Annotated in this window: 23 protein-coding genes and 1 pseudogene; 15 read left to right on the top strand and 9 right to left on the bottom strand. The window is 67.1% G+C overall.

What is annotated here, in order from left to right; translation table 11 throughout:
- Nucleotides 1-40: 40 nt before the first annotated feature.
- Nucleotides 41-1324: a capsule biosynthesis protein gene (locus BM002_RS08605; protein WP_092779517.1), complete on the bottom strand. Its 1284-nt coding sequence runs from the start codon at nucleotides 1322-1324 to the stop codon at nucleotides 41-43.
- A gap of 138 nt (nucleotides 1325-1462) precedes the next feature.
- On the opposite strand from BM002_RS08605, the gene BM002_RS08600 reads away from it, so the two are divergent.
- Genes BM002_RS08600 through BM002_RS08590 form a run of 3 tightly spaced genes read left to right on the top strand, consistent with a single transcriptional unit; the run spans nucleotide 1463 to nucleotide 3432 of the window.
- Nucleotides 1463-2062 (top strand): riboflavin synthase, encoded by a 600-nt coding sequence (locus tag BM002_RS08600; protein ID WP_092779515.1) that lies wholly within the window; start codon nucleotides 1463-1465, stop codon nucleotides 2060-2062.
- Nucleotides 2059-2358 (top strand): hypothetical protein, encoded by a 300-nt coding sequence (locus BM002_RS08595; RefSeq protein ID WP_092779513.1) that lies wholly within the window; start codon nucleotides 2059-2061, stop codon nucleotides 2356-2358. The genes BM002_RS08600 and BM002_RS08595 overlap by 4 nt, the downstream gene beginning before the upstream one ends.
- Nucleotides 2359-2406: 48 nt before the next feature.
- A complete protein-coding gene (locus BM002_RS08590) occupies nucleotides 2407-3432 on the top strand; it encodes a hypothetical protein (RefSeq protein ID WP_092779511.1) in 1026 nt (341 codons plus the stop codon).
- A gap of 45 nt (nucleotides 3433-3477) precedes the next feature.
- Here the strand turns inward: BM002_RS08590 and BM002_RS08585 are convergent, their stop codons facing one another.
- Nucleotides 3478-4002 carry a GNAT family N-acetyltransferase gene (locus tag BM002_RS08585; protein ID WP_092779509.1) on the bottom strand — a complete coding sequence of 175 codons (525 nt, stop codon included), beginning with the start codon at nucleotides 4000-4002 and terminating at the stop codon, nucleotides 3478-3480.
- 58 nt (nucleotides 4003-4060) lie between these two features.
- Between BM002_RS08585 and BM002_RS08580 the strand changes: the two genes are divergently transcribed.
- From BM002_RS08580 to nusB, 5 genes are all read left to right on the top strand, one after another.
- Complete coding sequence (locus BM002_RS08580; protein WP_245749179.1) at nucleotides 4061-4651, top strand: hypothetical protein; 591 nt, start codon at nucleotides 4061-4063, stop codon at nucleotides 4649-4651.
- Nucleotides 4648-5415 (top strand): SDR family NAD(P)-dependent oxidoreductase, encoded by a 768-nt coding sequence (locus BM002_RS08575; RefSeq protein WP_092779507.1) that lies wholly within the window; start codon nucleotides 4648-4650, stop codon nucleotides 5413-5415. Before BM002_RS08580 ends, BM002_RS08575 begins: the two co-directional genes overlap by 4 nt.
- A gap of 74 nt (nucleotides 5416-5489) precedes the next feature.
- Nucleotides 5490-6608, top strand: coding sequence for a 3,4-dihydroxy-2-butanone-4-phosphate synthase (gene ribB / locus BM002_RS08570; RefSeq protein ID WP_092779505.1), 1119 nt, complete (start codon nucleotides 5490-5492; stop codon nucleotides 6606-6608).
- A 4-nt stretch (nucleotides 6609-6612) separates the two neighbouring features.
- Nucleotides 6613-7158, top strand: a complete 546-nt coding sequence (locus BM002_RS08565; protein ID WP_092779503.1) for a 6,7-dimethyl-8-ribityllumazine synthase — start codon at nucleotides 6613-6615, stop codon at nucleotides 7156-7158.
- 31 nt (nucleotides 7159-7189) lie between these two features.
- The gene (nusB, locus tag BM002_RS08560; protein ID WP_092779501.1) at nucleotides 7190-7672 is read left to right on the top strand and encodes a transcription antitermination factor NusB; all 483 of its coding nucleotides are present in this window, start codon (nucleotides 7190-7192) and stop codon (nucleotides 7670-7672) included.
- An 8-nt stretch (nucleotides 7673-7680) separates the two neighbouring features.
- On the opposite strand, the gene BM002_RS08555 is transcribed toward nusB, so the two are convergent.
- The 7 genes and pseudogenes from BM002_RS08555 to BM002_RS08525 form a co-directional block, all read right to left on the bottom strand.
- Nucleotides 7681-11064, bottom strand: a complete 3384-nt coding sequence (locus tag BM002_RS08555; protein ID WP_092779499.1) for an efflux RND transporter permease subunit — start codon at nucleotides 11062-11064, stop codon at nucleotides 7681-7683.
- 1 nt (nucleotide 11065) lies between these two features.
- Nucleotides 11066-12520: an efflux RND transporter periplasmic adaptor subunit gene (locus BM002_RS08550; protein WP_092780504.1), complete on the bottom strand. Its 1455-nt coding sequence runs from the start codon at nucleotides 12518-12520 to the stop codon at nucleotides 11066-11068.
- A gap of 72 nt (nucleotides 12521-12592) precedes the next feature.
- Nucleotides 12593-13123 carry a molybdenum cofactor biosynthesis protein B gene (moaB, locus tag BM002_RS08545; RefSeq protein WP_092779497.1) on the bottom strand — a complete coding sequence of 177 codons (531 nt, stop codon included), beginning with the start codon at nucleotides 13121-13123 and terminating at the stop codon, nucleotides 12593-12595.
- A complete protein-coding gene (locus BM002_RS08540) occupies nucleotides 13120-13737 on the bottom strand; it encodes a LysE family translocator (protein ID WP_092779495.1) in 618 nt (205 codons plus the stop codon). The genes moaB and BM002_RS08540 overlap by 4 nt, the downstream gene beginning before the upstream one ends.
- On the bottom strand, nucleotides 13734-14558 hold the full coding sequence (gene yghU / locus BM002_RS08535; protein ID WP_092779493.1) for a glutathione-dependent disulfide-bond oxidoreductase: 825 nt from the start codon (nucleotides 14556-14558) through the stop codon (nucleotides 13734-13736). Before yghU ends, BM002_RS08540 begins: the two co-directional genes overlap by 4 nt.
- A 237-nt stretch (nucleotides 14559-14795) precedes the next feature.
- Nucleotides 14796-15769 (bottom strand): annotated as a pseudogene (locus BM002_RS08530) (IS5 family transposase).
- Nucleotides 15770-16072: 303 nt separating this feature from the next.
- On the bottom strand, nucleotides 16073-16858 hold the full coding sequence (locus BM002_RS08525) for a uracil-DNA glycosylase (protein WP_245749178.1): 786 nt from the start codon (nucleotides 16856-16858) through the stop codon (nucleotides 16073-16075).
- Nucleotides 16859-17139: 281 nt separating this feature from the next.
- Here BM002_RS08525 and BM002_RS08520 point away from each other — a divergent pair, with 281 nt between their 5' ends.
- The 7 genes from BM002_RS08520 to BM002_RS08490 all read left to right on the top strand — a co-directional run bounded on the left by BM002_RS08520 (nucleotide 17140) and on the right by BM002_RS08490 (nucleotide 23440).
- A complete protein-coding gene (locus tag BM002_RS08520; protein ID WP_139212318.1) occupies nucleotides 17140-18516 on the top strand; it encodes a hypothetical protein in 1377 nt (458 codons plus the stop codon).
- Nucleotides 18517-18608: 92 nt separating this feature from the next.
- On the top strand, nucleotides 18609-19553 hold the full coding sequence (locus BM002_RS08515) for an aspartate carbamoyltransferase catalytic subunit (protein ID WP_092779489.1): 945 nt from the start codon (nucleotides 18609-18611) through the stop codon (nucleotides 19551-19553).
- A gap of 81 nt (nucleotides 19554-19634) precedes the next feature.
- Nucleotides 19635-20165 (top strand): hypothetical protein, encoded by a 531-nt coding sequence (locus BM002_RS08510; RefSeq protein WP_092779487.1) that lies wholly within the window; start codon nucleotides 19635-19637, stop codon nucleotides 20163-20165.
- Between the two features lie 63 nt (nucleotides 20166-20228).
- The gene (gene pyrC / locus BM002_RS08505; protein ID WP_092780497.1) at nucleotides 20229-21497 is read left to right on the top strand and encodes a dihydroorotase; all 1269 of its coding nucleotides are present in this window, start codon (nucleotides 20229-20231) and stop codon (nucleotides 21495-21497) included.
- Nucleotides 21497-22396, top strand: a complete 900-nt coding sequence (locus tag BM002_RS08500; RefSeq protein WP_092779485.1) for a hypothetical protein — start codon at nucleotides 21497-21499, stop codon at nucleotides 22394-22396. Before pyrC ends, BM002_RS08500 begins: the two co-directional genes overlap by 1 nt.
- Nucleotides 22389-22991: a glycerol-3-phosphate 1-O-acyltransferase PlsY gene (gene plsY / locus BM002_RS08495; RefSeq protein ID WP_092779483.1), complete on the top strand. Its 603-nt coding sequence runs from the start codon at nucleotides 22389-22391 to the stop codon at nucleotides 22989-22991. The genes BM002_RS08500 and plsY overlap by 8 nt, the downstream gene beginning before the upstream one ends.
- A complete protein-coding gene (locus BM002_RS08490; protein ID WP_092779481.1) occupies nucleotides 22988-23440 on the top strand; it encodes a DUF805 domain-containing protein in 453 nt (150 codons plus the stop codon). The genes plsY and BM002_RS08490 overlap by 4 nt, the downstream gene beginning before the upstream one ends.
- Nucleotide 23441 lies beyond the last annotated feature (1 nt).

The following is a 23441-nucleotide window of genomic DNA, read 5'->3' as shown; positions in this document are numbered from 1 at the left end:
GGGTTGACCCCCGTCCGGGCTTTGCTTGGTTAAAGGTACCTTATCCGGATACCAGTTTCAAATTCTGACGTGGCGCGGGTTTTCCCGTCGCCAGCCGATCATACGGGTCAAGGTCGGACAACATCATGTCCACAACTTGGCGTAAAAGTTGCCGTCTGCCCCGGGCGGAATAAAACCCGCCGGCGACCTGGCTGGTTTCCAGCAGGTAGTGGCGATAATCGCGGTAAGCCCGGCTGTCGGGCCGCGCGGGGTCGGCGAAAAAGTCGGCGATGTCCTGATCGCTGACGAATTCGGGCTTGGAATAGACCGAAGTGCCCATTGCCTTGACCGGCAGGCCGCGCCAGAGCGCCTGTTGCGCCGCAGTCGAATTGACGGTCACCGCGCTGCGCGCTTCGTTCATCAGATAGGCCAGCTTGCCGCCGCGCAGGTAATGCACCCGGCCCCGAAGGCCATGGGCGGCAATCAGCCGGTTCAACGTCGCCCGCACCGGGGTGCGCCCGTCTTCCAGGGGATGCGCCTTGAAGACCAGGTGGTGATGGGTCGGCGCGCCCTTGGCGAAGCCTTCGATCACCGATTCCAGGAACTCATCCATCGATTTGAACGGCGAATGCGCCCGGAAACTGGCGTCATGGGACAGCTGCATCAGGCACAGGTGATAGGGAAAGCCGCCGCGCGTGATGGCACGGGTGGCGATCCTCCGCCGAAGTGAAGTCAACGGCATCATCACCAGCCGACGCAGGTAGAGCCGGAATTCCTTGAGGACGGTGATATCGCGGTGCGGGCGATAGGCGCGGTACTTGCCCGGGCGCGAGATCACGAACCAATGATAGAGCGCGCCATAGAACACATGATGGCGCATATCGCCCCAATGTGCCGGCGCATCGGGCAGATGCAGGTCCAGCTCGGCCAGCGCGGCCTGCATTTCCGGCACGCTCTTGTCCATCAGGCGCGAATTGCCGTTGGACCCGCCGCGTTCATAGCTGACCCACCAGGGGCGCAGATACCCTTCCTCGAAGACATGCACGGTGATGCCCCGCGCCTTGGCGATCCCGATGGCCTGCGCGTGGATGGTGCGCACGTCGCCATAGAGGACCAGATCGGTGATCCCCTTGGTTTCCATCAAGGTTTCGCAGGTCGCGGGCCAGTTTTCGGGGCTGTCCTGATAGGGGATGTAACTGCCCGGGTGGAACCAGAACGCCTCGTCCCCGCGGTTGAACCCCACGCGCCACACCTCCGCCCCCGCCGACCGGAGCAGAGCCCCCAGACGGTGGAAGAAAGGCCCATGTGGCCCTTGCAGGAACAGGAATCGGCGCGTCGGACGCATTGCGGCCCTCAAGATTGTATCCTGCCTTTTATCGGGCCGCGCATTGGCAGGGGAAAGGCGCGTTTGTGGCACGATTGGGGCACTTGCGACCAATTCCCCACAGCGCTAGCTGGAATGGACGTCGCAGAAAGGGCTCCAATGTTCACTGGCATCATAACCGACATCGGACGGATTCGCGCGCTGGAAAATCGGGGCGACCTGCGGATTCGCGTGGGCACCCGCTATGATCCGGCGGGCATCGATCTGGGGGCGTCCATCGCCTGCGACGGCTGCTGCCTGACCGTCGTGGACCGGGGCGCGGACGACGCGGGCGGCTGGTTCGACGTGGACGTCAGCGCCGAAAGCCTGTCGAAGACCGCGCTTGGTCGCTGGCAGGAGGGCACCCGCGTCAATCTGGAGCGGGCGCTTCGGGTGGGCGACGAACTGGGTGGGCACATCGTGTCGGGCCATGTGGACGGTGTCGCCACGATCCTGTCGATCACGCCCGAGGGCGACTCCCTGCGCTACCTCTTCGAGGCGCCCCAGGCCCTCGCCCGGTTCATCGCGCCCAAGGGGTCGGTCGCGCTTCAGGGCACGTCCCTGACTGTGAACGAGGTCGAGGGAAACCGCTTCGGGATCAACATGATCCCCCACACCCAACAGGTCACGGCCTGGGGCGATCTGGCCGTGGGCGATGCCGTCAATCTCGAGATCGACACGCTCGCCCGCTATGTTGCGCGGCTGGCCGAAGCGGGATGAAGCGCCTGGTCCTCGCCTCGCTCGAGGATGAGGGTGGCGACCGCTGCGTGGACCTTTTGCAACTGGGGGCGGACTTTGGCTGGGTCGAATGCCGCCGCGACCCCGAAGACGGCCACGGCTGGCGTCACCTGCACCCGCCCCGCATGGGCTTTGCCGACCGCGCGGCGGCGCAGGCCGATGCGGCGGAGACCGTCGGTTGGGTGCAGCTCCCGACGCTTGAAACCCAGGGCCGCTTGACGCAGTCCCGGGTTTGCAGAACACTTCGTCGGGACGGCGGCGCGGTGCGGGACGGCTGAGAGGCACCTATTTGATCCGCTCGGAACAGTGATCGTGGAGCATTGATCATGGAGCAATTCCGGACGGTGTTTTCGCTCTTCCTGACGGTCTTCGCCTTCGGGGCCTCTTCCGTGGCGGCCCAGACGGATCGCGCGGCCATCGAGGATGTCGCAACGGGATTCATCGCAAGCTTTGCGCGTATGGCCGTGGGGCCGGACACGATCGACGACCTCGACGAGTTGGACGGCCTCGACGAACAGGCAAGCGCGGCCATGCGAGAGCTGCGTCGCGACATCGGAAAACTCGTCCATTATTCCGTGATCTTCGAATGCGCGGCTGATCTGCGCGCCGATGTCTGGGACAAGACCAGACCCTACATCGTCAACGAAGTCACGGCGGTCGCGAACCCGCTGGTCACCGGCGGCTTTGAGCGGTTCTTGAACCAGAAAGTCATCGATACGACTGCATTCGCCTTCGCTGACGCGGACACGCCCCTGGGAATGTTGTCGCGGATGGTCGGAGGGATTTCGGGAAGCCGGGAACGCTTCCAGGCAATCAATGACGTCATCGTGAAAGCGGCGATACAGGCCGCGACGGACGACGAATGCGGCGCAAGCGCCTTCCTGATCCAGGAGAATGCGCTGCTCTTTTCCGTCGGTTTGCCTCCGATTTCGCTCGAGGGCCTGCAAGCGTTTCGAAATTTGCGCCTTGTGACTCAGGAAGACGTCCCATGGGGACCGGACGCATTCGGACCCTACCAGGCCCCGAAGATCGAGCACGAAGCCGTGCAGGCAGTGTACGACGACTACTTGCAAGGCGGCCCACTGGACGGCGCGCAGATCAGGGTATGCCGCTATGAATCTCCCGAAGGTGCGGCTTTCTCGGGGGTCGCCCGGGAAAGCCTGTGGCCCCATGACATCCCGATCCAGGATGAGCGCAAGCTGCTCTGGGCGCATGGTCTGAGCCGGGAAATCGGAACGAACCGGACGTGCACCGGGCACCCGGACATCGATGCGGAATCAGATGGGTATATCTACTATTACACGTCGCGCGCGACGGTCATCCGGCGCCTCGAAGCACAGCTTGTCCGGTAGCAATCGAAACGCCGTCGCACGGCGCGGGACAGCGGCACCGGTCGGTCAGGGCGCAGGCTGGGGTCGGGGCAGGGCATAGGTCAACTCCACGCAATCCTCGCCGTTGAACACCGCATCGTCGCGCGACACGAACACCATTCCACAGGCCTCCATCAACCGGATCGACGGCGCATTGCGCGCATCCGTGATGCCGATGATCCGGTTGGCCCCGGTCCGGGCCCAGATCAGCCCGAACGCCAGTTCCATCGCAATCCGGCCAGTCCCGTGCCCCTGCGCCGGACGCGCCAGCGTGATGCCGACCTCGACCGCCTCGCCCGACCGACACAGCCCCATGTCGCCCACCAGCCGGCCTTGGCTCGCGATGCCGATCTGGGACCACTGCCCGTCCTCGAACAGCGGTGCCGTCGCCGCATGGGCCAGGAAGGCGCGGGCCGTCCCATCGTCCATCGGCGTCCAGGATTGATACCGCGCCACCTCGGGATCCCGGCGATACGCCTGAAATTCAGGCAGATCATCGGGCCGAAGGCGGCGCAGAACGACGTCCGCGGTGCTGGCCAGGGGGTCGGGCATGGCCTGACCCTGTCGGATGGGCTAAATTGCGTCAACCACGACACGAGGGGACGATCCGATGAAGCGCACGCATCTGAACGGGGCAGGTCTGACAGGGGCGGGGCCTGGCATCGGGCATAATTCCGGTCAGGATTTCAACGGCTACACCGGGCGGCTCCATCAATGGCGGCGCGCGCGCAAGGACTTGCTCGGCCCGACCCTGCCGCTGCCGATCATCCGGATGCGGATCAAGCGGGCGGCGGCCCTCGGCCTCGACTACGGCACCTACGCATCGGTGCGCGCCACCACCGGGCGCGACATCGTGGCGCTGCTGTTCTCCTCCAATGCGCTCGGCATGATCCGTGCGGCGGAGATCGAGGCGGCGCGCGCCGCGAAACTGGCCCTCGTCGAGGCCGCGCGCGGGGCCCTGATGCACGCGCCCCTGTCGCCGGACGCGGTCGCCCCGCTGGACTGGGCCGCCCGCGCCCCGCGTTTCACGGACAACTGGACCGAGATGCGCGCGACGCTGCGCCGGTCGGTCACGGACCGGGGCCTGCCCGCCGATGCCGTGCTGATCGTCGGCGAAACCGCGTTCGAGGCCAGCTGGTGTGCCGCGCTGCGGGCCGCGGGCTACATTTCCGGCGACCGCTATTTCGGAGCGACCTCATGACCCTGGCACTCGTCACCGGCGCCTCGGGCGGCATTGGCCGGGCCCTGGCGGAATACCACGCGGCCAAGGGCGGCGACCTGATCGTGACCGCCCGCCGCCTGCCCGAACTCGAGGCACTCAAGGCCGAACTGGAGGGCCGACACGACGGCATCCGCGTGACCTGCGTCGCCTGCGACATCGGCACGCCCGAGGGGCTTGAGACGCTGATCGCCGCCTGCCGGGATGAACCGCTGGACTACCTCATCAACAACGCGGGCTTCGGCGGGCGCGGGGCTTTCATCGACCGCCCGCTGGCCGATGACCTCGCCATGGTCGACCTCAACGTCCGCGCGATCATGGTCCTGTGCCACGCGCTTGCCCCCGGCATGGTGGCGCGCGGCCGGGGCCGCATCCTGAACGTCGGATCCACCGCCGGGATGATGCCCGGCCCGCTTCAGGCGACGTATTTCGCCACCAAGGCCTTCGTCCAAAGCTTCAGCCATGCCCTGGACGAGGAGCTGCGCGACAAGGGCGTGACCGTCACCGTCCTGGCCCCCGGCTACGTGGAGACAGATTTCGCCGACCGCGCCGACCTGCGCGACACGCCGCTGACAAAACAGGGGAAAAGCCCCGCCTCGGTCGCCCGGATCGCCTATCAGGCCATGCGCGCGGGTCAGTTGCTGGTCGTCAACGAAGGGCTTCTGTCGGTGCTGGTGAACTGGGTGATCCCGCTGATGCCGCGCCGCATGGTCCTCAAGATGGTGCGCCGGATGCAGACGAAATAGCACAGACGCCCCGTCACTTGGGCTGGCCCCCGCGGGCCTGCGCGACTACATGGGACGCAATCAGGAGGTGCCCCATGGCCGACCCCATCCCCTTCGAGACGCCCGGCCCGGTCGAGGCGGAATTCAAGGACATCATTTCCTCCATCGAGGATATCATCGAGGACGCCCGCAACGGGCGCATGTTCATCCTGGTCGACCACGAGGACCGGGAGAACGAGGGCGATCTGGTCATCCCGGCCCAGATGGCCACCCCCGATGCGATCAACTTCATGGCGACCCACGGACGTGGCCTGATCTGCCTGACCCTGCCGGGGGAGCGGATCGACGCGCTTGGCCTGCCGCTGATGGCCTCGCAGAACTCCAGCCGTCACGAGACGGCCTTCACCGTCTCGATCGAGGCGCGCGAGGGCGTCAGCACCGGGATCAGCGCCCATGACCGGGCGCGCACCGTCAGCGTGGCCATCGACGCGAGCAAGGGTGCTGCCGACATTGCCACCCCGGGCCACGTCTTCCCGCTGCGCGCCCGCGACGGCGGTGTCCTGGTTCGCGCGGGTCACACAGAGGCTGCGACCGACATTTCCCGTCTGGCCGGTCTCAACCCCTCCGGCGTGATCTGCGAGATCATGAAGGACGACGGCTCGATGGCGCGGCTGCCCGACCTCATTGCCTTCGCGCAGCGCCACGGCCTCAAGATCGGCACCATCAGCGACCTGATTTCCTACCGCCGTCGCTATGACAACCTGGTGAACCAGACAGCCTCGCGCCCGGTGACGGCCAAGGTGGGCGGCGAATGGCTGATGCGCGTCTTCACCGACGAGACGCAGGGCTCCGAACACATCGTCCTGACGAAAGGCGACATCTCGACCCCCGATCCGCTCTTGGTGCGGATGCACGCCGTCAATCCGCTCGAAGACATGCTCGGCATCGGCGACAGCGACCTTGCCGGGGCCATGCGGGTGATCGCGGACGAAGGGCGGGGCGTCGTTGTCCTGCTGCGCGATACGGAAATGAAACTCGACCCGGGCGGAGTGTCGCCGCAGAAGTTGCGCCAGTACGGCCTCGGCGCGCAGATCCTCGCCGCCCTCGGCATTCACGAGATGGAGCTGGTGACCAATTCCGGCGCGCCCCGCATCGTCGGGCTGGAGGCTTACGGCCTGACCATCACCGGCACCCGCCCCATTCCAAAGGATTGACCCCATGGCCGGACATTCCGACAACGTGCTGGCCCTGCCCAGTTTCGACAAGGCGCCCAAGGTCCTGATCGTCATCGCCCCCTATTACGGCGCGATCTCGGCCGCGCAGCTGGCCTCGGCCCGCAAGGTGCTCGAGGCCGCGGGCGCCACCCACGAGACGGTCGAGATGCCGGGCTCGCTCGAAATCCCCACGGCCATCGGCATCGCGCACCGTCAGGCGGATTTCGACGGCTATGTCGCGCTCGGCTGTGTCATCCGGGGACGGACCTCGCACTACGATGTGGTGGTGAACGAAAGCGCGCGGGCGATTGCCACCCTCGGGCTGGCCGGGGCCTGCATCGGCAACGGCATCATCACCGTCGAGAACATGGAGCAGGCCGAGGAACGCGCCGATGCCGAACGCCTCGATACGGCGGGTGGCGCGGCGGCGGCGGCGCTGCATCTGATCGCCCTGCAACGCGGGATGAAGAAGGCCGAATCCGGCATCGGGTTCAAGCCCGGCAGCTTCCATTACGACGCCGCCGAAAAGAAGGGGCCGACGGTCGCTTGACGCGCGCGTCACCGCCCCCTAGGTCGCGCCCATGGCCGAGATGACCCCAGACGAGAAACGCGCGCTCAAGCGTCGGATGCGCTCCGCCGCGCGGCTCAATGCCGTGCAGGCGTTGTTCCAGATGGAGGCCATGGGCCAGACCGTCGACAAGGTCCGCGCCGAGTTCGAAGATCATCGCTTCGGCATGATCCTGGAAGAGGGCGAAGTTTCCGAGGCCGACCTGACCACCTTCCGCGCCCTGCTCGAAGGGGCCGTTAACCATCAGGCGCGGATCGACCAGCTGACCGACCGGGCTCTGGTGGCCAAATGGCCCATCGCGCGCATCGACCCGACCCTGCGGGCGCTGTTTCGCGCCGCCGGGGCCGAACTGGTGGACCGCGACACGCCGCCCAAGGTCGTCATCAACGAATTCGTCGAAATCGCCCGGGCGTTCTTCCCCGAGGGCAAGGAGGCCGGCTTCGTCAACGCCGTCCTCGACCACATGGCGCGCGAGGCGAAGCCCGCCGCCTTCTGAGCGTCGCTTCAGGTCGTCCGGGTCGCGCCCCGCCGCCCGATGCGCACGCCTGCGATGACCCAGACCGCCAGCAGCAGGATCACCGTGCCCGCCAGGAACACGCCCAGCACCTGCGCCGTCCCGTCCGTCGGCGCAAAGGCCAGCACGGGTGCCAGCGGCGTCCAGACCCCGCCGTACACCAGGTGCCAGCCCAGCGTCGCAAAGCCCCACAACGCTACCACTGTCCCGACGATCAGCCCCATGAGGCCCACGCCGCGCCCCCGCTGACGGGCCGACAGGCGCAGCATCCGGCGCAGCGCCGTGCCCATGCGCGCGAAATCGTGCCCCATGGCCAGGATCGCGGGCACGAGGAACAGCACCAGCACCATGCCGAAACCCAGTCCATAGCTCAGTGTGATGACCGTGGGTCGCAGGAATTGCGCCTGCGACGAACTCTCATAAAGAAGCGGCGCAAGGCCCAGAACCGTGGTCAGCGTCGTCAGAAGGATGGGCCGCAGCCGGTCGCAGACCGCGTCCACGATGGCGGGCATCAGGGCGCGATCCTCGGCGTATTCATCGACCGTGGTCACCAGAACGATGGAATCGTTGATGATGATCCCCGTCATCCCGATCAGGCCCACGACCGAGAACATCGACAGCGGCACATCCCACCACCAGTGCCCCCAGATCGCTCCGATCAGGCCGAAGGGGATCACCGCCATGATGACGCCGGGCCGCGACCAGCTGGAAAAGATCCAGGCCAGCACGAGGTAGATGCCCAGAAGGCAGCTGACCAATCCCAAGGTCGCATCGGTCAGGAACTCGCGCTCCTGCTCGGCCAGACCGCCCTGTCGGAAGGCCACCTGATAGTCCGACGCGATCTGCGGCAGGATGGTTTCCCGCAGCGCGGCGGCGATTTCATTGGCGCGGGCGGCGTCGTCCTGATTGATCTCGCCGGTGACGGTGACGACCTGTACCCCGTTCTCGCGCTGGACGGTGGCAAAGCCCGACCGCACCGACACGGTGACGATGTCCGACAGCGCGACCTCTGCCCCCGAGGGCGCGGTCAGGCGCAGGGTGTCGAGGAAATCGGCCCGAACCTCGCCCTCGGGCAACTCGACGCGGATCTCGCCGGTGCGGGGGCCCGCGGGGAAGGTCGCCGCCTCGATCCCGTTCAAACGGTTGCGCAGCGTCCGGCCCAGGGCGTCGATGTCGAAGCCCAGTGCCTCGCCCTGCGGCGTCAACGCAAGGATCAACTCGTCCTTGTCGAACGGCAGGCTGTCCTCGACCGCCGAAACCTCGCTGAACTGGGAGACCTCGTTCTTCAGCGCCACTGCCGCCGCTTTGAGCGTCGCTGAATCCGCGCCGAAGAAATCGACCGACAGGCTGTCGCCGCCCGGCCCCGACCCCCAGGAGCGGAAGCTGATCTCTTCGGTCAGGGGCAATTGGCGCACGCTGTCCTGCAACTCGCTGACGAAGGTTCCGCTGGAATAGGGGCGCAGATCGGCGTCGATCAACTCGATGGAGATCGCGCCCAGCTGGTCGGGGTCCTTGTCATCGGCCGACGACAGGGACCGCCCCGAATTGCCGCCGATCTCGGCCAGCACATGTGTCAGCGGGTTGAGCCCATGCTCCGCCTCGTAGCGGGCGCCAAGCTCGGTCGCGGCGCGCTGCAACTCGCGCATCTGGGCCAGCGTGTCCTCGCGGGTGGCGCCGTCCGCCATGGCGAAATTGCCGGTGACCGACCCCTGTTCGGGCGCATTGAAGAACCGCCACTGCACGTCGCCGCGCAGGAACATCGCCGCCTGCGAAGCCAGTAGAACGACGGCCAGCGCCGCCACCGGATAGCGCGCCCAGAGCACCAGCCGCACCAGGGGCCGGAACAGCGTCTCGCGCAGGCGGACGAACCCCCGGTTCACGATCCGCGACGGCCAGTCGTACCAATGCTCCTCGGCCGTATGCTTCAGGGCCCCTGCCATGTGATGCGGCAAGATCAGGAAGCATTCGACCAGCGACGCGACCAAGACGACGATCACGGTGAAGGGAATGTCGATGATCAGATCCCCGAACCGCCCGCCGATGGCGACCAGCCCGAAAAAGGCGATCACCGTGGTCAGGGTCGCGCTGAAGACCGGCGTGAACATGCGCCGCGCGGCCTTTTCGGCGGCGGTCGCCGGATCCTCGCCCAGGCGGCGGGCGCGGAAATCGGCGTGTTCGCCCACGACGATGGCGTCATCGACCACGATTCCCAGCGTGATGATGAGCGCGAACAGGGAGATCATGTTGATCGTGATGCCCGCCGCCCACATCAGCGCGATGGCCGAAAACATCGCCACCGGAATGCCCGCCGCCACCCAGAACGCGGTGCGTGCGTTCAGGAACAGGAACAGCAGCGCCACCACCAGCGCCAGACCCATCATCGCGTTGTCGATCAACAGGTCGATGCGCCCGGTGATCGCCTCGGTCCGGGTGCGGATCAACTCGATCCGGGTGCCCTGGGGGGCATCCTGCAAGACATCCTCGACGACGCCCTCGACGGCCCGTTGCAGGGCGATGGCGTCACCCTCGGCGGACCGGTCCACCCGCACGCTGATCGCCGGGTTGTCGTCCACGAAATAGGCGCGGTCCCGATCGACACCTTCGGATGTCACGCGCGCCAGATCGCCCACGGTCAGGGCCGATCCGTCCGACCCGCGGCGCAGGACGATCTGGGCGATATCGGCGGTGCCCCGCCGCGCCTCTCCGGTGCGGACCCGGGCGTTGGCACCCGTCACATCGCCGGCCGGGTCGGCCTGGGCCTCGGCGGCGACGGCCTCGGCGATCTCGGCCATGGTCAGGCCGTGACGGATCAGGTTGGCGGTGGGCACCTCGATCACGATCTCGGGCGCGGCGATGCCGCGGACGGTGGTCCGGGTCACCCCGGCGGCGAACAGCTGGACGACGAATTCGTCGGTGATCCGCGCCAATTGGTCCACGCCCACGGGGCCGGTGACGATCACATCTGTGACCCTGTCGCGCCAGCGGCCCTGTCGCACCTCGGGGTCGTCGATCCCGTCGGGCAGGCCCGAAACGGCGTCGATAGCGGCCTGCACATCGTCGGCGGCCTCGGTCGGGTCGCGCCCCGGCTCGAACTCGATGCTGATCTGCGCCGATCCTTCGCGGCTGACGGACGAGCTGTCGGTGACGCCCTCGACCGCCAGAAGCGCGGGCTCCAGAACCTGTACAATGCCCTGGTCGACATCCTCGGCCCCGGCTCCGTCCCAGCGGATCGAGACAGATACGTCCTCGACCACGACATCCGGAAAGAACTGCGCCCGCATGTTTGGCAGGGCCAGCGCGCCCGCCGCGATCATCAGGACCAGCAGCAGGTTCGCGGCGGTGCGATGGCGCGTGAAATAGCCGAGGATGCCCATCTCAGCCCCCCATCCGGGATTCGAGGCGCTCGACCATGGCGGCGGGCACTTCCTCGGCCTGAAGCTGGGTCAGCATCCGTGTCTTCACATCCGACGGGATGCGCGTGTTCGCCTCCACGAAGGCCACGATCCGGGCGCGTCGCTCTGGGTCGAGCGTCACCAGCGTCGGCGCCTCGGCCTCGGCACCGGCTCCGGGACGCAGGGGGCGCACCTTGATCCCGGCGCCCAGCGCGGGCGTGCGTTCGGCCACCACCTCGCGCCCCTCGATCGGGCCGCGCACCAGGATGTCGTCACCTTGCCTCCGCAGCAGGGTGACGGCCATCTCCTCCAGCCGTTCCTCCTCGGTCACCAGAAGCACATCGCCCTGTGCCGAAAGCGCCGTCGCGGGCAGGCGGATCGCGCCCGTCAGCACCGGCTCCTCGACCTCGACCCGGACGAAATCGCCGGGCCGGAAACCGCGCGTGTCGTCCAGCCGCGCAAACACCAGACGCCCGGTCTGGCCTTCGCCCACCGCCGCCGCCTCGCGGGTGATCGTGCCCGTCGCCGTCAGGTCCAGCCCGTCGACGTCCAGCACGGCGCGCACCGTCGCCCCTCGCAGGTCGCCCTGACCATCGAGCAGCCGGGCGTGTTGCGCCGCGGACAGCCGAAACGCCACTTCCAGCGCGTCGGGGTCGATCAGTTGCGCGATCCGCTCGTTCTGGCTGACGAGGCCGCCGCTCAGGACGGTGACATCGGTCAACTGCCCCTCGAATTCCGCGACCAGCACCCGGTCCGCCAGATCCCGCTCCGCTTCGGTCACCGCGATGCGGGCGCGGTCGATGGCCAGCCGGGCGCTGTCGATCCGTGTCTCGGCCTGCGCGATGACGCCGCGCCGGGTCAGGATGGTCTGCTCCGCCGCGGACAGGGCAAGCTCCGCCCCCTCGACCGCCGCCGCCGATCCGACGCCCCGCTGCGACAGGTCCTGCTGACGGCGAAGCGCCTGCTCCTGCAAATCCCGCTGCCGCTCGGCCCCTTCCAACTCGGCCTGGGCCAGGGCAAGGCCGCGCTCGGCATCGCGAAGCTCGGCTTCGGTTCCCCCCAGATCGGCCCGGGCCAGCGCCAGATCCGCCTCCGCTCCCGCCGGGTCGATCCGCAGCAGGGTCTCGCCCTGTAACACGGTCGCGCCCTCTTCGAACCCCTCGGCCAGTTCCACGATCCGCCCCGCCACCGGCGCGCGCAGTTCGAGCACGCGGCGGGCCCGGATCTCTCCGAAGGCGGTGAGGGTGGGGGCGATATCCTCGGGCGTGGCGGTGACCACGTTGACGGCCAGAACACGCTCCCGCGCGGGCGGGCCCCCCGCCTCGCGCGCATTGCGTTCGTCCAATGCGGATTTCGTGATCTGCGCCGCCCAACCCAAAAGACCGAAGGTGACGGCGGCAAGGAACAGAGCGACAAGACTTCGGCCAAGAAAACGCATGTGGACCCCGTTGATGACCGCCAAACAGATAAGGCGAAATCCGCCCCTGCCAATCATTCACGCGCGGGAAATCTATTTCCGTCGCAAATGTTCGTCGAGGCGCGGCATGATTTCCACGAAGTTGCAGGGTTTGTGCCGATAATCCAGTTGATGCACCAGAATCTCGTCCCAGGCATCGCGGCAAGCCGAGGGCGAGCCGGGCAGGGCGAAGAGATATGTGCCGCCCGCCACGCCCGCGCAGGCCCGCGATTGCACCGCCGAGGTCCCGATTTTCTGCATCGAGATGATGGTAAACATCGTCCCGAAGGCGTCGATTTCCTTCTCGTAGACGTCCCTGTGCGCCTCGACCGTCACGTCCCGCCCGGTCAGGCCCGTGCCGCCGGTGGTGATGATGACGTCGATGGCCTCCTCTCCGATCCAACGGGTCAGATGCTCGGCGATGCCCACCCGGTCGTCCGGCGTGATGTCGCGGTCGGCCAGCATATGCCCGGCCGCCGTAAGCCGCTCGACGAGGGTATCACCCGACCGGTCGTCCGCCGGCGTTCGCGTGTCCGACACCGTCAGCACCGCGATGCGGCAGGGCAGAAAGGCACGTTCGGTCATGGTCGTTGCTCCAGCGCCAGCCGCGCCGCCAAACCGGCGAACACGGTGGCCGATGCGACACGCAGCACCCGCTCCACCCCCGGACTTGCCGCCAGTCGACGGCCCAGCCCCCCCGCCGACAGGCCGACCGCGCCGTTCACGACAAAGCCGCCCAGCGACAGGATACCCCCGAAGATCAGGAACTGCGCCAGAACCGGGCCCTCCGGGTCCACGAACTGCGGCACGAAAGCCAGGATGAACAGGATCACCTTCGGGTTCGACAGGTTGATGATCAACCCGTCCCGAAAGGCCCGCGATGGCCGCGCCGCGGGCACCTCCGACCGGCCCAGCGGCCTGCGCAAGGTCTGCACGGCAAGCCAGACCAGATAGGCGACCCCGACCCAGCGGATCGTATCGAAAAGCCAGGGCAACGACGCGACCAGCGCGCCAAGGCCCAGACCCGCCAGCCCGCTCGCGATCATCGAGCCGGTCGAAATCCCGGCCGAGGCCGCGACCGCCGCCCGACCGCCGCCGCGCATCCCCTGCGCCAGGCAGAACATCATGTCCGCCCCCGGCGTCAGGTTCAGCGCCAGCGCAGCAGGGACAACGGTCAGCAGGACGACCGGATCGATCATGACCGCACGAAATCCGCGCGCGAATGCCGCTCGGGCAGCTTCAGGCTCTCGTCGTCGCCGAAGGTCCGGTTGACCATCCGGCCCCGCCGGGTCGCGGGCCGGGCGTCGATCTTTTCGGCCCAGGCGACGACGTTCTTGTAGCTCGCGACATCGAGGAACTCCGCCGCATCGTAGAGCCGCCCCAGCACAAGCTGCCCGTACCACGACCAGATCGCTATATCGGCAATCGTATAGTCGTCGCCCGCCACGAACGGCACCTCGGCCAGACGCCGGTCCAGCACGTCCAGTTGCCGCTTCGACTCCATCGCATAGCGGTTGATGGGGTATTCGTACTTTTCGGGCGCATAGGCATAGAAATGCCCGAACCCGCCGCCCAGGAACGGGGCCGATCCCATCTGCCAGAACAGCCAGGACAGCATCTCGGGCCGGTTGTCGCCCAGGAACGCGCTATAGCGCTCTGCCAGATGCAGCATGATCGCCGCGCTCTCGAACACGCGCACCGGCTCCGGCCCGGTCCGGTCCATCAGGGCGGGGATCTTGGAATTGGGGTTCACCTCGACAAAGCCCGAGCCGAACTGGTCGCCGTCCCCGATCTTGATGAGCCAGGCGTCATAGTCGATGTCATGCCCCGCCTCGATCAGCTCCTCGAAGAGCAGCGTGACCTTCACCCCATTGGGCGTCGCCAGCGAATAGAGCTGATAGGGATGCTCCCCCACCGGCAATTCCTTGTCGTGGGTCGGTCCCGCCACGGGCCGGTTGATCGAGGCGAACTGCCCGCCGGACGCGGTGTTCTGCCAGACTTTGGGGGGCGTATAGGTCATGGGGGTCCCTTTCCCGGGATGTCACGGATCGCCGCGCAGCAAACCCGCGCCATCCCCGAAAGGCAATGCCGCACCCGCGCACAGGCCTCTCTGGGGTTTCGGAAGGGGGGACGACCAACGGGTGACGAGCGGTGTTGGCTTGGCATTAACGCTACCTGCTCGGATGCATTTCATCCACATACCGGCTCTGTTGCACAAATCGGGTGATTGGCAGACTTCCCCTTTCCCCAGACAGACTTATCCCACGGCCTCTGTGACAGGGATGCCGAGCGCGGTGTAGCCGTTGAGGACGGCGATGCGGACCTGGAGTTCGGCGACCTGACGGTCGAAGTCCCGTGCCATGAGCCGCTGGCCCAGCAGTTTCACGCAGTGCATCTTCGTCTCGACGCGGCGCCGTCGGTGGTATCCGCTCCATCGTCGCCACAGCGCCCGACCGAGGTATTTCGCAGCGCGCTGGGCCTCGTTGCGCGCTGCGGCCCCTGCGGTGACGGCCTTCCACGGCTTGGCGTTCTTGCGGGGCGGAATGACCGCATGGGCACCGCGATCGGCGATCGCATCGTGGCATTTGCGAGTATCGTAGGCCCCGTCTGCCGTGACGCTGCCAATTTCCTGGCCCTCCGGGATCTGGCCGAGAAGGTCTGGCAACACCGGGGCGTCGCCAATATGGCTCCCGGTGACCTCGACAACGCGGATCTCCAGTGTTTCCTCATCAATCCCAAGGTGGATCTGGCGCCAACCTCTCGGGACATTCCGCTGGAATGCCCTGCCGGTCAGTGGACCCGTCGTTTGGGGCCGCCGTGCTTGCGGGCGTGCCACTCGCCTTCGCCCTCGACCTTGATGCCCGTGCTGTCGATCAGCAGGTGCAGCGGCCCCTTGGAGCCGCGATACGGGATCTTCACGGCCAACGTCTTCTGGCGGCGGGACAGGGTGCTGAAGTCGGGCACAGCCCAGTCGAGACCAACCAGCCGCAACAGGCTTTCGACGAAGCCTGTCGTCTGACGGAGCGCCATACCAAACAACACCTTCATCGTCGGGCACGTCTGGATGGCGGCGTCGCCATAGCTCTGCTGGCGGCCACGCCTGCCTGTCGGTGCGGCGTCCCAGGTCATCTCGGGGTCGAACCAGATCGTCAGCGAGCCGCGGCGCTTGAGCGCTTCGTTATAGGTCGGCCAGTTACTGGTCCTGCAGGTCGGGGATGCGGGTCTGCTCATGCATCCCAGCTACCATGCTGGCTTCACGAGATGAATTCCTTACAGGATTTGTGCAACAGAGCCCCCTCGCCCAGCAGGGCATTGCGCGGCAATGTCCCGAGAGGGGACGGCCCGTCTTCGCCACCGACACCTCGGGTCTCGTGGTCTGGGAGGGTGAGGCGGAGCTAGATCATCGTCCATTGGACGATGATCCCGCCGACCGACCTGCCATTCGGCGGCGTCGACGTCTCCACCGCCCCACTCTCGACCCCCGCTTCCCGCTCGGCGCGTCACAGTCCGCTGGACCATTTCCGGGTCGCCCGCCTACCCGTCCAGCCGCGCCGCCAAGGCCAGCAGATCCGCCCAGGCGTCGCGCTTCGCCGCGGGCTGGCGCAGCAGATAGGCCGGGTGCAGCATCGGCAGGACCGGCTTGCCGAACCCCTCATCCCAGCTCCCGCGCAGCTTGGTGATGCCGCGTTTGCCCAGAACCGCGTTGCACGCGTGGTTGCCCATGCAGATCAGCAGGTCCGGATCGGCCAGCTCCACGTGACGGCGCAAAAACGGCAGCATCATCGCCACCTCATCGGGCTCCGGGTCGCGATTCGACGGCGGCCGCCAGGGCAGGACGTTGGTGATATAGACGGCCCGCGTCGCGTCGAGCGTGTCGCGCGAAAGGCCGATGGCCCCCAGCATCCGGTCCAGCAATTGCCCGGCCTGCCCGACGAAGGGCTTGCCCGCCCGGTCCTCCTCGCGCCCCGGAGCCTCGCCGATGATCATGACGCGCGCCGCCGGGTTGCCGTCGCTGAAGACCAGCGACTTGGCCCCCTTCTTCAACGCGCAGTGGTCATAGCCGTTCAAAGCATCCCGCAGCGCGTCCAGCGTCGCGGCCCCCCGGGCCAGCGCCTCCGCCTCGGCCACGGGATCGGTGACAACGGGCGCAACCGGGGCCGCAGACACTGCTGCCGCACGCGCCGGGGCCGCACCGCCGGGCATCCGCTCGGGCAGGGCGAAACGGTCCACGGGCTCCGCCCCGATGGCCTCGTCACAGCCCATCTCCATCAGCCATTCCAGCGTGGCCCGCGCGGCAATCGGATCCATCTCTTCGATCATTCAAGGGACCTAACCCACCCCCCCCGAGTCGGGAAGGGCCAAGGACAAACCATCGCGCCAAAGTCACCCCGGTACCCACACCCCGCGCACCGTCATCCTCGGGCTCGACCCGGGGATCTCGGCGCCCCCGTGCGCCCCCCGCGCGCTCAACCTCCAAAATGCTGCCCCAATCCGACTCTACCCACCGGCTCATGCGGTCCCTCCTCGCCCTTCTCCTTCTCCTCGCCGCCGCAACCGGGGCAAAGGCCGACACCTGCCAGTCGGCCCCCACCCGCGATTGCGTGCTGGAAATGGCTTTTGAGGTCGCCGCTGATGAAACGTCCTCTGACGGCGCCTTTTTCGTTCAGGACCTTTTGGATATTGCCCGGATCGTCGAGTCCTCGGGGACCATACCCATGGAGGATTTCGCCCCGATCTTCTTCGACCGGCTTCAGGCCAGGGTGCCCTCGGGGTCAACGCAACTGTCCCTTCTGTCGGGCCGCGCCTGTGGCTTGATCTATGGACCGGGGCCGGTGATGTCCGCCCGACTGATCGACCATCTGTCATCGCTTGAGGCGACGGTGACCGACGAAGACCGGCGCTTTGATGACCGTCTCGACGCCTCCGGTGCCATCGCGCGGTGTCTGGGGGCGCGCGGTGACATGGCGGGTCTCGAAACACATCTGGCGGACCATCCTGATCGTGTCTTCTCCGCTGCGACTGCGCTCGCGCTCGCGGGGCATCTGGACGAAGCCCGCAGTCTCACGTCCCTGATGCCGGAATTCCCCGAGAAGCACCAAGTTGAATGGTTCGGCTTCCGGCACGTCCTCGCGACAGGCGAGATCGACGCGCTGATCGCCACCATCAGCGCCCTGCCAAAGGCGCAGATGCGCTACCATTGGCTTGGTTACGCAACCGAGCGTGCCGCAACCCCTGCGCAGAAGGACCGGCTAAAGGCCTATGCAAACGAACTCGCGGCCGAAGTCGACGGACCCCTCCCGAGACGGCTTTTCGGAATTCTCGTGAAAGACGCCGCAAAAGACGGCGATTGGGAAGGAACTCTGGATCTTGTCGCACGCGTGGCGCCTGACCCGCTCAACGCAGATTATGTCCAGGAGGCCTTCGCCATACTTGCCGGGGTTACCGGCGACTATGACATGCTTTCCGGCGTGATCGGGACGGCTGACCTCGAAGATATCCGCACGAAACACAAAACTGCGGCCATCGCCGCCGCCGCCGCCCGGGCGGCCCATGGTGCGGGTCGAACCGATCTGGATGATCTGTTGGACCATTTGGATTTCGACCTGCGCATGCCCACCCTCGCCGCATGGGCGACGGCCCAGTTCGACGCGGGCGACATCGCGGGCGGCACGGCGACCTATCGGCAGTTCCGCGCCCTCGGCCCCCTGCCGCGCGAAACCTTCCGCCAGTTCAGAGACCTCTCCCGTGCGCTCGCCAAAGCGGGGCACACCTCCGACGCCATCCACATCGCCACGGCGTACCGGGACGCTCCGCTCCTTGCGGAAATCGCCGTGACGCTCGACTGCCCTTCCGCCGCGCTTTCCGCGCAGGCGCGCGTGACATTGAACAGAGCCCCGTTGCGCCGCGCCGCGCGGGCGTGCGCAGGGGGGTGTACGCGCGTCTGTACAGCGGGTGTACGGGGGGTGTACCTGGGGTGACACCTGTTTTTCCCATGAAAATAAGGGTCCGGCCCGTGCAGTGTGACGGCAAGGTCACACGAAGCCCATTGATTGACGCCACCGCAGACGGCATGAAGCCGGACATGTTCACACAGCGCCACCTCCTGGGCATCGAGCCCCTGCACCCGGTCGAGATCACCGCCCTCCTCGACCGCGCTGACCACTATGCCGAAGCCACCCGCGCGGGCCACAAGCACGGCGACGCCCTTGCCGGTCTCACCCAGATCAACATGTTCTTCGAGGCCTCGACCCGCACACAGGCCTCCTTCGAGATCGCGGGCAAACGGCTGGGTGCCGACGTGATGAACATGGCGATGCAGGCCAGCAGTCTGAAAAAAGGCGAGACGCTGATCGATACCGCTCTGACGCTCAACGCCATGCGCCCCGACCTGCTGGTGGTGCGCCATCCCCATTCGGGGGCGGTCAACCTCTTGGCGGACAAGGTGAATTGCGCGGTGCTCAATGCGGGCGACGGCAAACATGAACACCCGACCCAGGCCCTTCTGGACGCGCTGACCATCCGCCGCGCCAAGGGTCGCCTGCACCGCCTGACCATCGCCATCTGCGGCGACATCGCCCATTCCCGCGTCGCCCGCTCCAACCTGATCCTGCTGGGCAAGATGGAGAACCGCGTCCGCCTTGTCGGCCCGCCCACGCTCATGCCGTCGGGGATCGCGGAGTTCGGGGTGGAGGTCACCGATAACATGGAAGAGGGCCTGAAGGGCGCCGATGTCGTCATGATGCTCCGCCTTCAGAAAGAGCGGATGGACGGCGGTTTCATCCCCTCCGAGCGGGAGTATTACCACCGCTTCGGCCTCGACGCCGCCAAGCTGGCCCATGCCAATCCCGACGCCATCGTCATGCACCCGGGCCCCATGAATCGCGGCGTCGAGATCGACGGAACCCTCGCCGACGACATCAACCGCTCGGTCATTCAGGAACAGGTCGAGATGGGCGTCGCCGTCCGCATGGCCGCGATGGATCTGCTGGCGCAGAACCTGCGCGCAACGGCATGATGGACCGCAGGTCGTGGCGCGAAACCCGTCCGGTCCCCGCGCGTTGACCCCTGCCAGCAACGACATCGGTGACCTGATCTCATGACCTTTCCCATTCCGCCCCGCGACCCTCGCATCCACGTTTTCGCCGTCTCGGACGGGGGCGCGCCGATCCCGACGCAAAGCTATCTGACCGGGCCTGCCGATGACTCGTCGGGCCTTCAGGCGGCCGTGGGCGGGTCGGTCGATGCGAAATTCGCCGAGGTCTTCGAGGTGGGCGATGTCGCGCCCATGGGTTTGCGCGCCTATCTGGCGCAGGCCCATGATATCCCCGGGGAAACGCTCGCCCCCGACGCCGCCCGCCTCGACGGTCTGGGCGGCACGGTGATCGTGCTGGCGGCGGGGGCTGTCGCGGGGCTGAGCAGCCTGTCGCCCCGGTCCGACCTCACCCACATCGGCAGCTATGCCCCGACCGAGGCCGACATGGCCCCGACCACCCTGCCGCGCCCGACGGCCACATCACCGATGCCCGCAAGGCCCAAGCCGACGTCCCGTCCCGGTCCGAAGGGGGCCACGATCGTCTGGATCGTGCTGGCCGCGCTGGCCCTGGCGGCTGTCCTGATCCTGATCTGAGGGCGGGCAGACAATGGCGCTTCCCCGATGGACTTGGTCCCGGTGCGGCGATACTCCGGTGGCATGAGCGCGACCCTTCTGACCAATGCCCGCCTGATCGATCCCGTGGCCGGAACCGACACCCTTGGCGATCTGCGGATCGAGGGGGGGCGGATCACCGCGCCGGGGCCTGCCTTGGACGTCATCGACTGCAAGGGCAAATGCCTGGCGCCGGGCATCGTGGATCTGGGCGTGAAGGTCGGGGAACCGGGCGAGCGTCACAAGGAAAGCTTCCGCACCGCCGGTGCCGCGGCGGCGCGCGGCGGGGTCACGACGATGGTCTGTCGACCCGACACCATTCCCGTCATCGACAGCCCCGAGATGTTGCAGCACGCCCGGTCGCGCGCCGCCGAGGCCTGCGTCAATGTCCTGCACATGTCGGCCCTGACCCGCAGTCGTGCGGGCCGCGAGATGGTCGAGATCGGGTTTCTGCGCGATGCGGGTGCGGTGGCCTTCACCGATGGCACCCATGTGGTCACCGACACCAAGGTCCTGAGCCGCTGCATGGTCTATGCCCGCTCGCTCGGCGCGCTGGTCATCGGTCATCCGCAGGATCCGGGGCTGTCGTCGGGCGCTTGCGTCACCTCGGGCAAATTCGCTTCGCTGCGCGGCTTGCCCGGTGTCTCGCCCCTGGCCGAACGCATGGGGATCGAGCGGGACCTGGCGCTGGCGGCGGCCACGGGGGTGGCTTACCACCTCGATCAGGTGACGGTGGCGGCGGCCTTGCCCGCCCTGCGCCGTGCCAAGGCCGAGGGCGTGGATGTGACGGCGGGGACGTCGATCCACCACCTGACGCTCAACGTGCTGGACGTGGCCGACTACCGCACCTTCTTCAAGGTCACGCCGCCCCTGCGCGACGAGGAGGACCGGCTGGCCGTCGTCGAGGCGCTGGCCGATGGGACCATCGACATCATCAGCTCCATGCACACACCCCAGGACGAGGAATCCAAGCGCCTGCCTTTCGAGGAGGCGGCCCCGGGGGCGGTCGGTCTGGAAACCCTGCTGCCCGCCGCGATGCGTCTGGTCCACGCGGGCCATATCGACCTGCCGACGCTCTGGCGGGCGCTTTCGACGAATCCGGCGCGGCGTCTGGGCCTTGCGGCGGGGACATTGGCCGAGGGCGCGCCTGCCGACCTCGTGCTGTTTGACCCGGATGCGCCCTTCGTGCTGAATCGATTCAAACTGGCGTCCAAATCCAAGAACACCCCGTTCGACGGCGCGCGAATGGAAGGCCGGGTGATCGGCACCTGGGTCGGAGGTGTGCGGGTTTTCGATCGGGAGGATGCAGTCTGATGTTCGGATGGTTCAAGAAGGGCGCCTCGGGCGATCTGGATCAGGACGCGCTCGAAAAGGCGCTGATGCGCGCGGCGCTGGCCCTGCCGCAGGTTCGCGCGATCACGCGGACGGGGCCGCTGACCTTTGATGTGACGGTTGAGGGCGCGTCGGGGCAGGAGACCCGCATCGACGCCCACAACCTCTGGCTGTACTTGTCGCGGACAGGCGCGTCCGAGCGCGACGACCTGGTCAACCGCTATGTCCGCTCCGTGACCGAGCCAGCGTCGGACGTGATCGACCTCGACGACCTTCTGATCCTGCTGCGACACGGTGGCTACGCCACCGGGCAGCCCGGTTGGGAAGTTGCGCAGAAACTCTGGCAGGACGGTCGCGGAGCGACCCCTGACCTTCCTTCGCCCTGGTTCCTGCCGCAGCATGGCGACCTCGTCATCATGGTCGCGGAAAACCGGCCCGACTCTGTCCGCATGGTGTCCGCCGCCGAGGTGACGGGCCTGGGTCTGGACGATGCCGCGCTGATCGCGCTCTGCCAGGACAACTGGGCCCGCCTGAACGTCGACGCCTCGGTCGAGGATATCGGCCACGGCCTGCACTTGATCACCGTGCCGGGCGATCCGTGGTTGACCGGCAGCCTTGTCCCGATGGGCGAGGTGGACACGATCCTGCGACAGACCGGCTGGGCCACCGCGCTGCTCTCCTATCCGACCCGGGATCAGATCTTCGCCATCGACGCCAACGACCCGCTGGCGGTTCGCAATCTTGCCGCCATGTTCACCGACGACCTGGCGCACCGCCAGTCGGACCTGATCTGGAGCTGGACGCCCGCGGGCGATTTCCGGCCGCAGTTCCAACCCGACGGCGAGGGCGGCTTTGCGCCCGTGGGAGGGCCGGATGCCTGAGATCGTCAATCCGCCCGTCATGCTGCTTCTGGTGGCCGTTCTGGCCTATCTTCTGGGATCGGTGCCCTTCGGGATCGTGATGGCGCGGCTGTTCGGTCTGGGCGATCTGCGCAAGATCGGGTCGGGTAACATCGGGGCGACCAATGTTCTGCGCACCGGCAACAAGCCTGCCGCGCTGCTGACCCTTCTGGGGGATGCGGGCAAGGGCGGGGTCGCGGTGCTGCTGGCGCGGGCGCTGGTCGGCGAAGACGCGGCGCAGCTGGCGGGGCTGATGGCCTTCCTTGGCCATTGCTTCCCGGTGTTCCTGCGGTTCCACGGTGGCAAGGGGGTGGCGACGTTCCTTGGCACCCTTCTGGCGCTGTCGTTTCCCCTCGGCGCCGCGGCCTGCCTGACGTGGCTCGCCATGGCCGCCGCCTTCCGCATGTCGTCGCTCGCGGCCCTTCTGGCGGCGGTCAGCGCGCCGGCATGGGCGCTTTGGCTTGCGCCGAACGCGGTGGCGCTCTGCGTTGGTCTGGCCGCGCTGATATTCTATCGTCATAGGGCGAACATCGCCCGCATCCGCACGGGGGATGAACCGAAGATCGGGAAGAAATGACGTTTGCCGAAGCCATCACGACCTGTTTGCAGAAGTATTTCGACGTCACCGGGCGGGCATCGCGGTCGGAATACTGGTGGTTCTATTTCGGCATCGTCGCCTTTGTCCTCGTCTTCGTTTTGCTGTCTTTCGCTGCCCCTGCCCCCGGGGCGGTCCGCCTGTTGGTCTTCATCGCCTTTCTGGGGCTTCTCCCGCCGCATCTGGCCGTGATGATCCGCCGTCTGCATGACATCGATTTGCGGGGTTGGTGGATCCTGATCGCCATTCTGCCCTTCGGCGGACTGGCCCTGTTGGTCATGACGGTCCTGCCGGGGACGGAAGGGCCGAACCGCTTTGGCCCGGATCCGACCGACCGCAGGGGTGGACCGGGGTCCGCACCGCCACGGGTTTCAAAGACGCCCCTGCGGCCCACGTCCATCCCAAGGGTTCGGCCCGGCCGGCGGGAGTGAC

This window comes from Jannaschia pohangensis, from assembly GCF_900113875.1.
Taxonomy (GTDB): Bacteria; Pseudomonadota; Alphaproteobacteria; order Rhodobacterales; family Rhodobacteraceae; genus Jannaschia; species Jannaschia pohangensis.
This window is presented reverse-complemented; position numbering and strand designations above follow the sequence as displayed.

Coding starts and splice junctions, on each gene's coding strand:
- yghU (WP_092779493.1), bottom strand. CDS start 14,558: ATGACCTATACGCCCCCCAAAGTCTGGCAGAACACCGCGTCCGGCGGG.
- nusB (WP_092779501.1), top strand. CDS start 7,190: ATGGCCGAGATGACCCCAGACGAGAAACGCGCGCTCAAGCGTCGGATG.
- BM002_RS08565 (WP_092779503.1), top strand. CDS start 6,613: ATGGCCGGACATTCCGACAACGTGCTGGCCCTGCCCAGTTTCGACAAG.
- BM002_RS08550 (WP_092780504.1), bottom strand. CDS start 12,520: ATGCGTTTTCTTGGCCGAAGTCTTGTCGCTCTGTTCCTTGCCGCCGTC.
- pyrC (WP_092780497.1), top strand. CDS start 20,229: ATGAGCGCGACCCTTCTGACCAATGCCCGCCTGATCGATCCCGTGGCC.
- plsY (WP_092779483.1), top strand. CDS start 22,389: ATGCCTGAGATCGTCAATCCGCCCGTCATGCTGCTTCTGGTGGCCGTT.
- ribB (WP_092779505.1), top strand. CDS start 5,490: ATGGCCGACCCCATCCCCTTCGAGACGCCCGGCCCGGTCGAGGCGGAA.
- BM002_RS08540 (WP_092779495.1), bottom strand. CDS start 13,737: ATGATCGATCCGGTCGTCCTGCTGACCGTTGTCCCTGCTGCGCTGGCG.
- BM002_RS08515 (WP_092779489.1), top strand. CDS start 18,609: ATGAAGCCGGACATGTTCACACAGCGCCACCTCCTGGGCATCGAGCCC.
- moaB (WP_092779497.1), bottom strand. CDS start 13,123: ATGACCGAACGTGCCTTTCTGCCCTGCCGCATCGCGGTGCTGACGGTG.
- BM002_RS08580 (WP_245749179.1), top strand. CDS start 4,061: ATGAAGCGCACGCATCTGAACGGGGCAGGTCTGACAGGGGCGGGGCCT.
- BM002_RS08500 (WP_092779485.1), top strand. CDS start 21,497: ATGTTCGGATGGTTCAAGAAGGGCGCCTCGGGCGATCTGGATCAGGAC.
- BM002_RS08575 (WP_092779507.1), top strand. CDS start 4,648: ATGACCCTGGCACTCGTCACCGGCGCCTCGGGCGGCATTGGCCGGGCC.
- BM002_RS08595 (WP_092779513.1), top strand. CDS start 2,059: ATGAAGCGCCTGGTCCTCGCCTCGCTCGAGGATGAGGGTGGCGACCGC.
- BM002_RS08585 (WP_092779509.1), bottom strand. CDS start 4,002: ATGCCCGACCCCCTGGCCAGCACCGCGGACGTCGTTCTGCGCCGCCTT.
- BM002_RS08605 (WP_092779517.1), bottom strand. CDS start 1,324: ATGCGTCCGACGCGCCGATTCCTGTTCCTGCAAGGGCCACATGGGCCT.
- BM002_RS08555 (WP_092779499.1), bottom strand. CDS start 11,064: ATGGGCATCCTCGGCTATTTCACGCGCCATCGCACCGCCGCGAACCTG.
- BM002_RS08525 (WP_245749178.1), bottom strand. CDS start 16,858: ATGATCGAAGAGATGGATCCGATTGCCGCGCGGGCCACGCTGGAATGG.
- BM002_RS08490 (WP_092779481.1), top strand. CDS start 22,988: ATGACGTTTGCCGAAGCCATCACGACCTGTTTGCAGAAGTATTTCGAC.
- BM002_RS08600 (WP_092779515.1), top strand. CDS start 1,463: ATGTTCACTGGCATCATAACCGACATCGGACGGATTCGCGCGCTGGAA.
- BM002_RS08590 (WP_092779511.1), top strand. CDS start 2,407: ATGGAGCAATTCCGGACGGTGTTTTCGCTCTTCCTGACGGTCTTCGCC.
- BM002_RS08510 (WP_092779487.1), top strand. CDS start 19,635: ATGACCTTTCCCATTCCGCCCCGCGACCCTCGCATCCACGTTTTCGCC.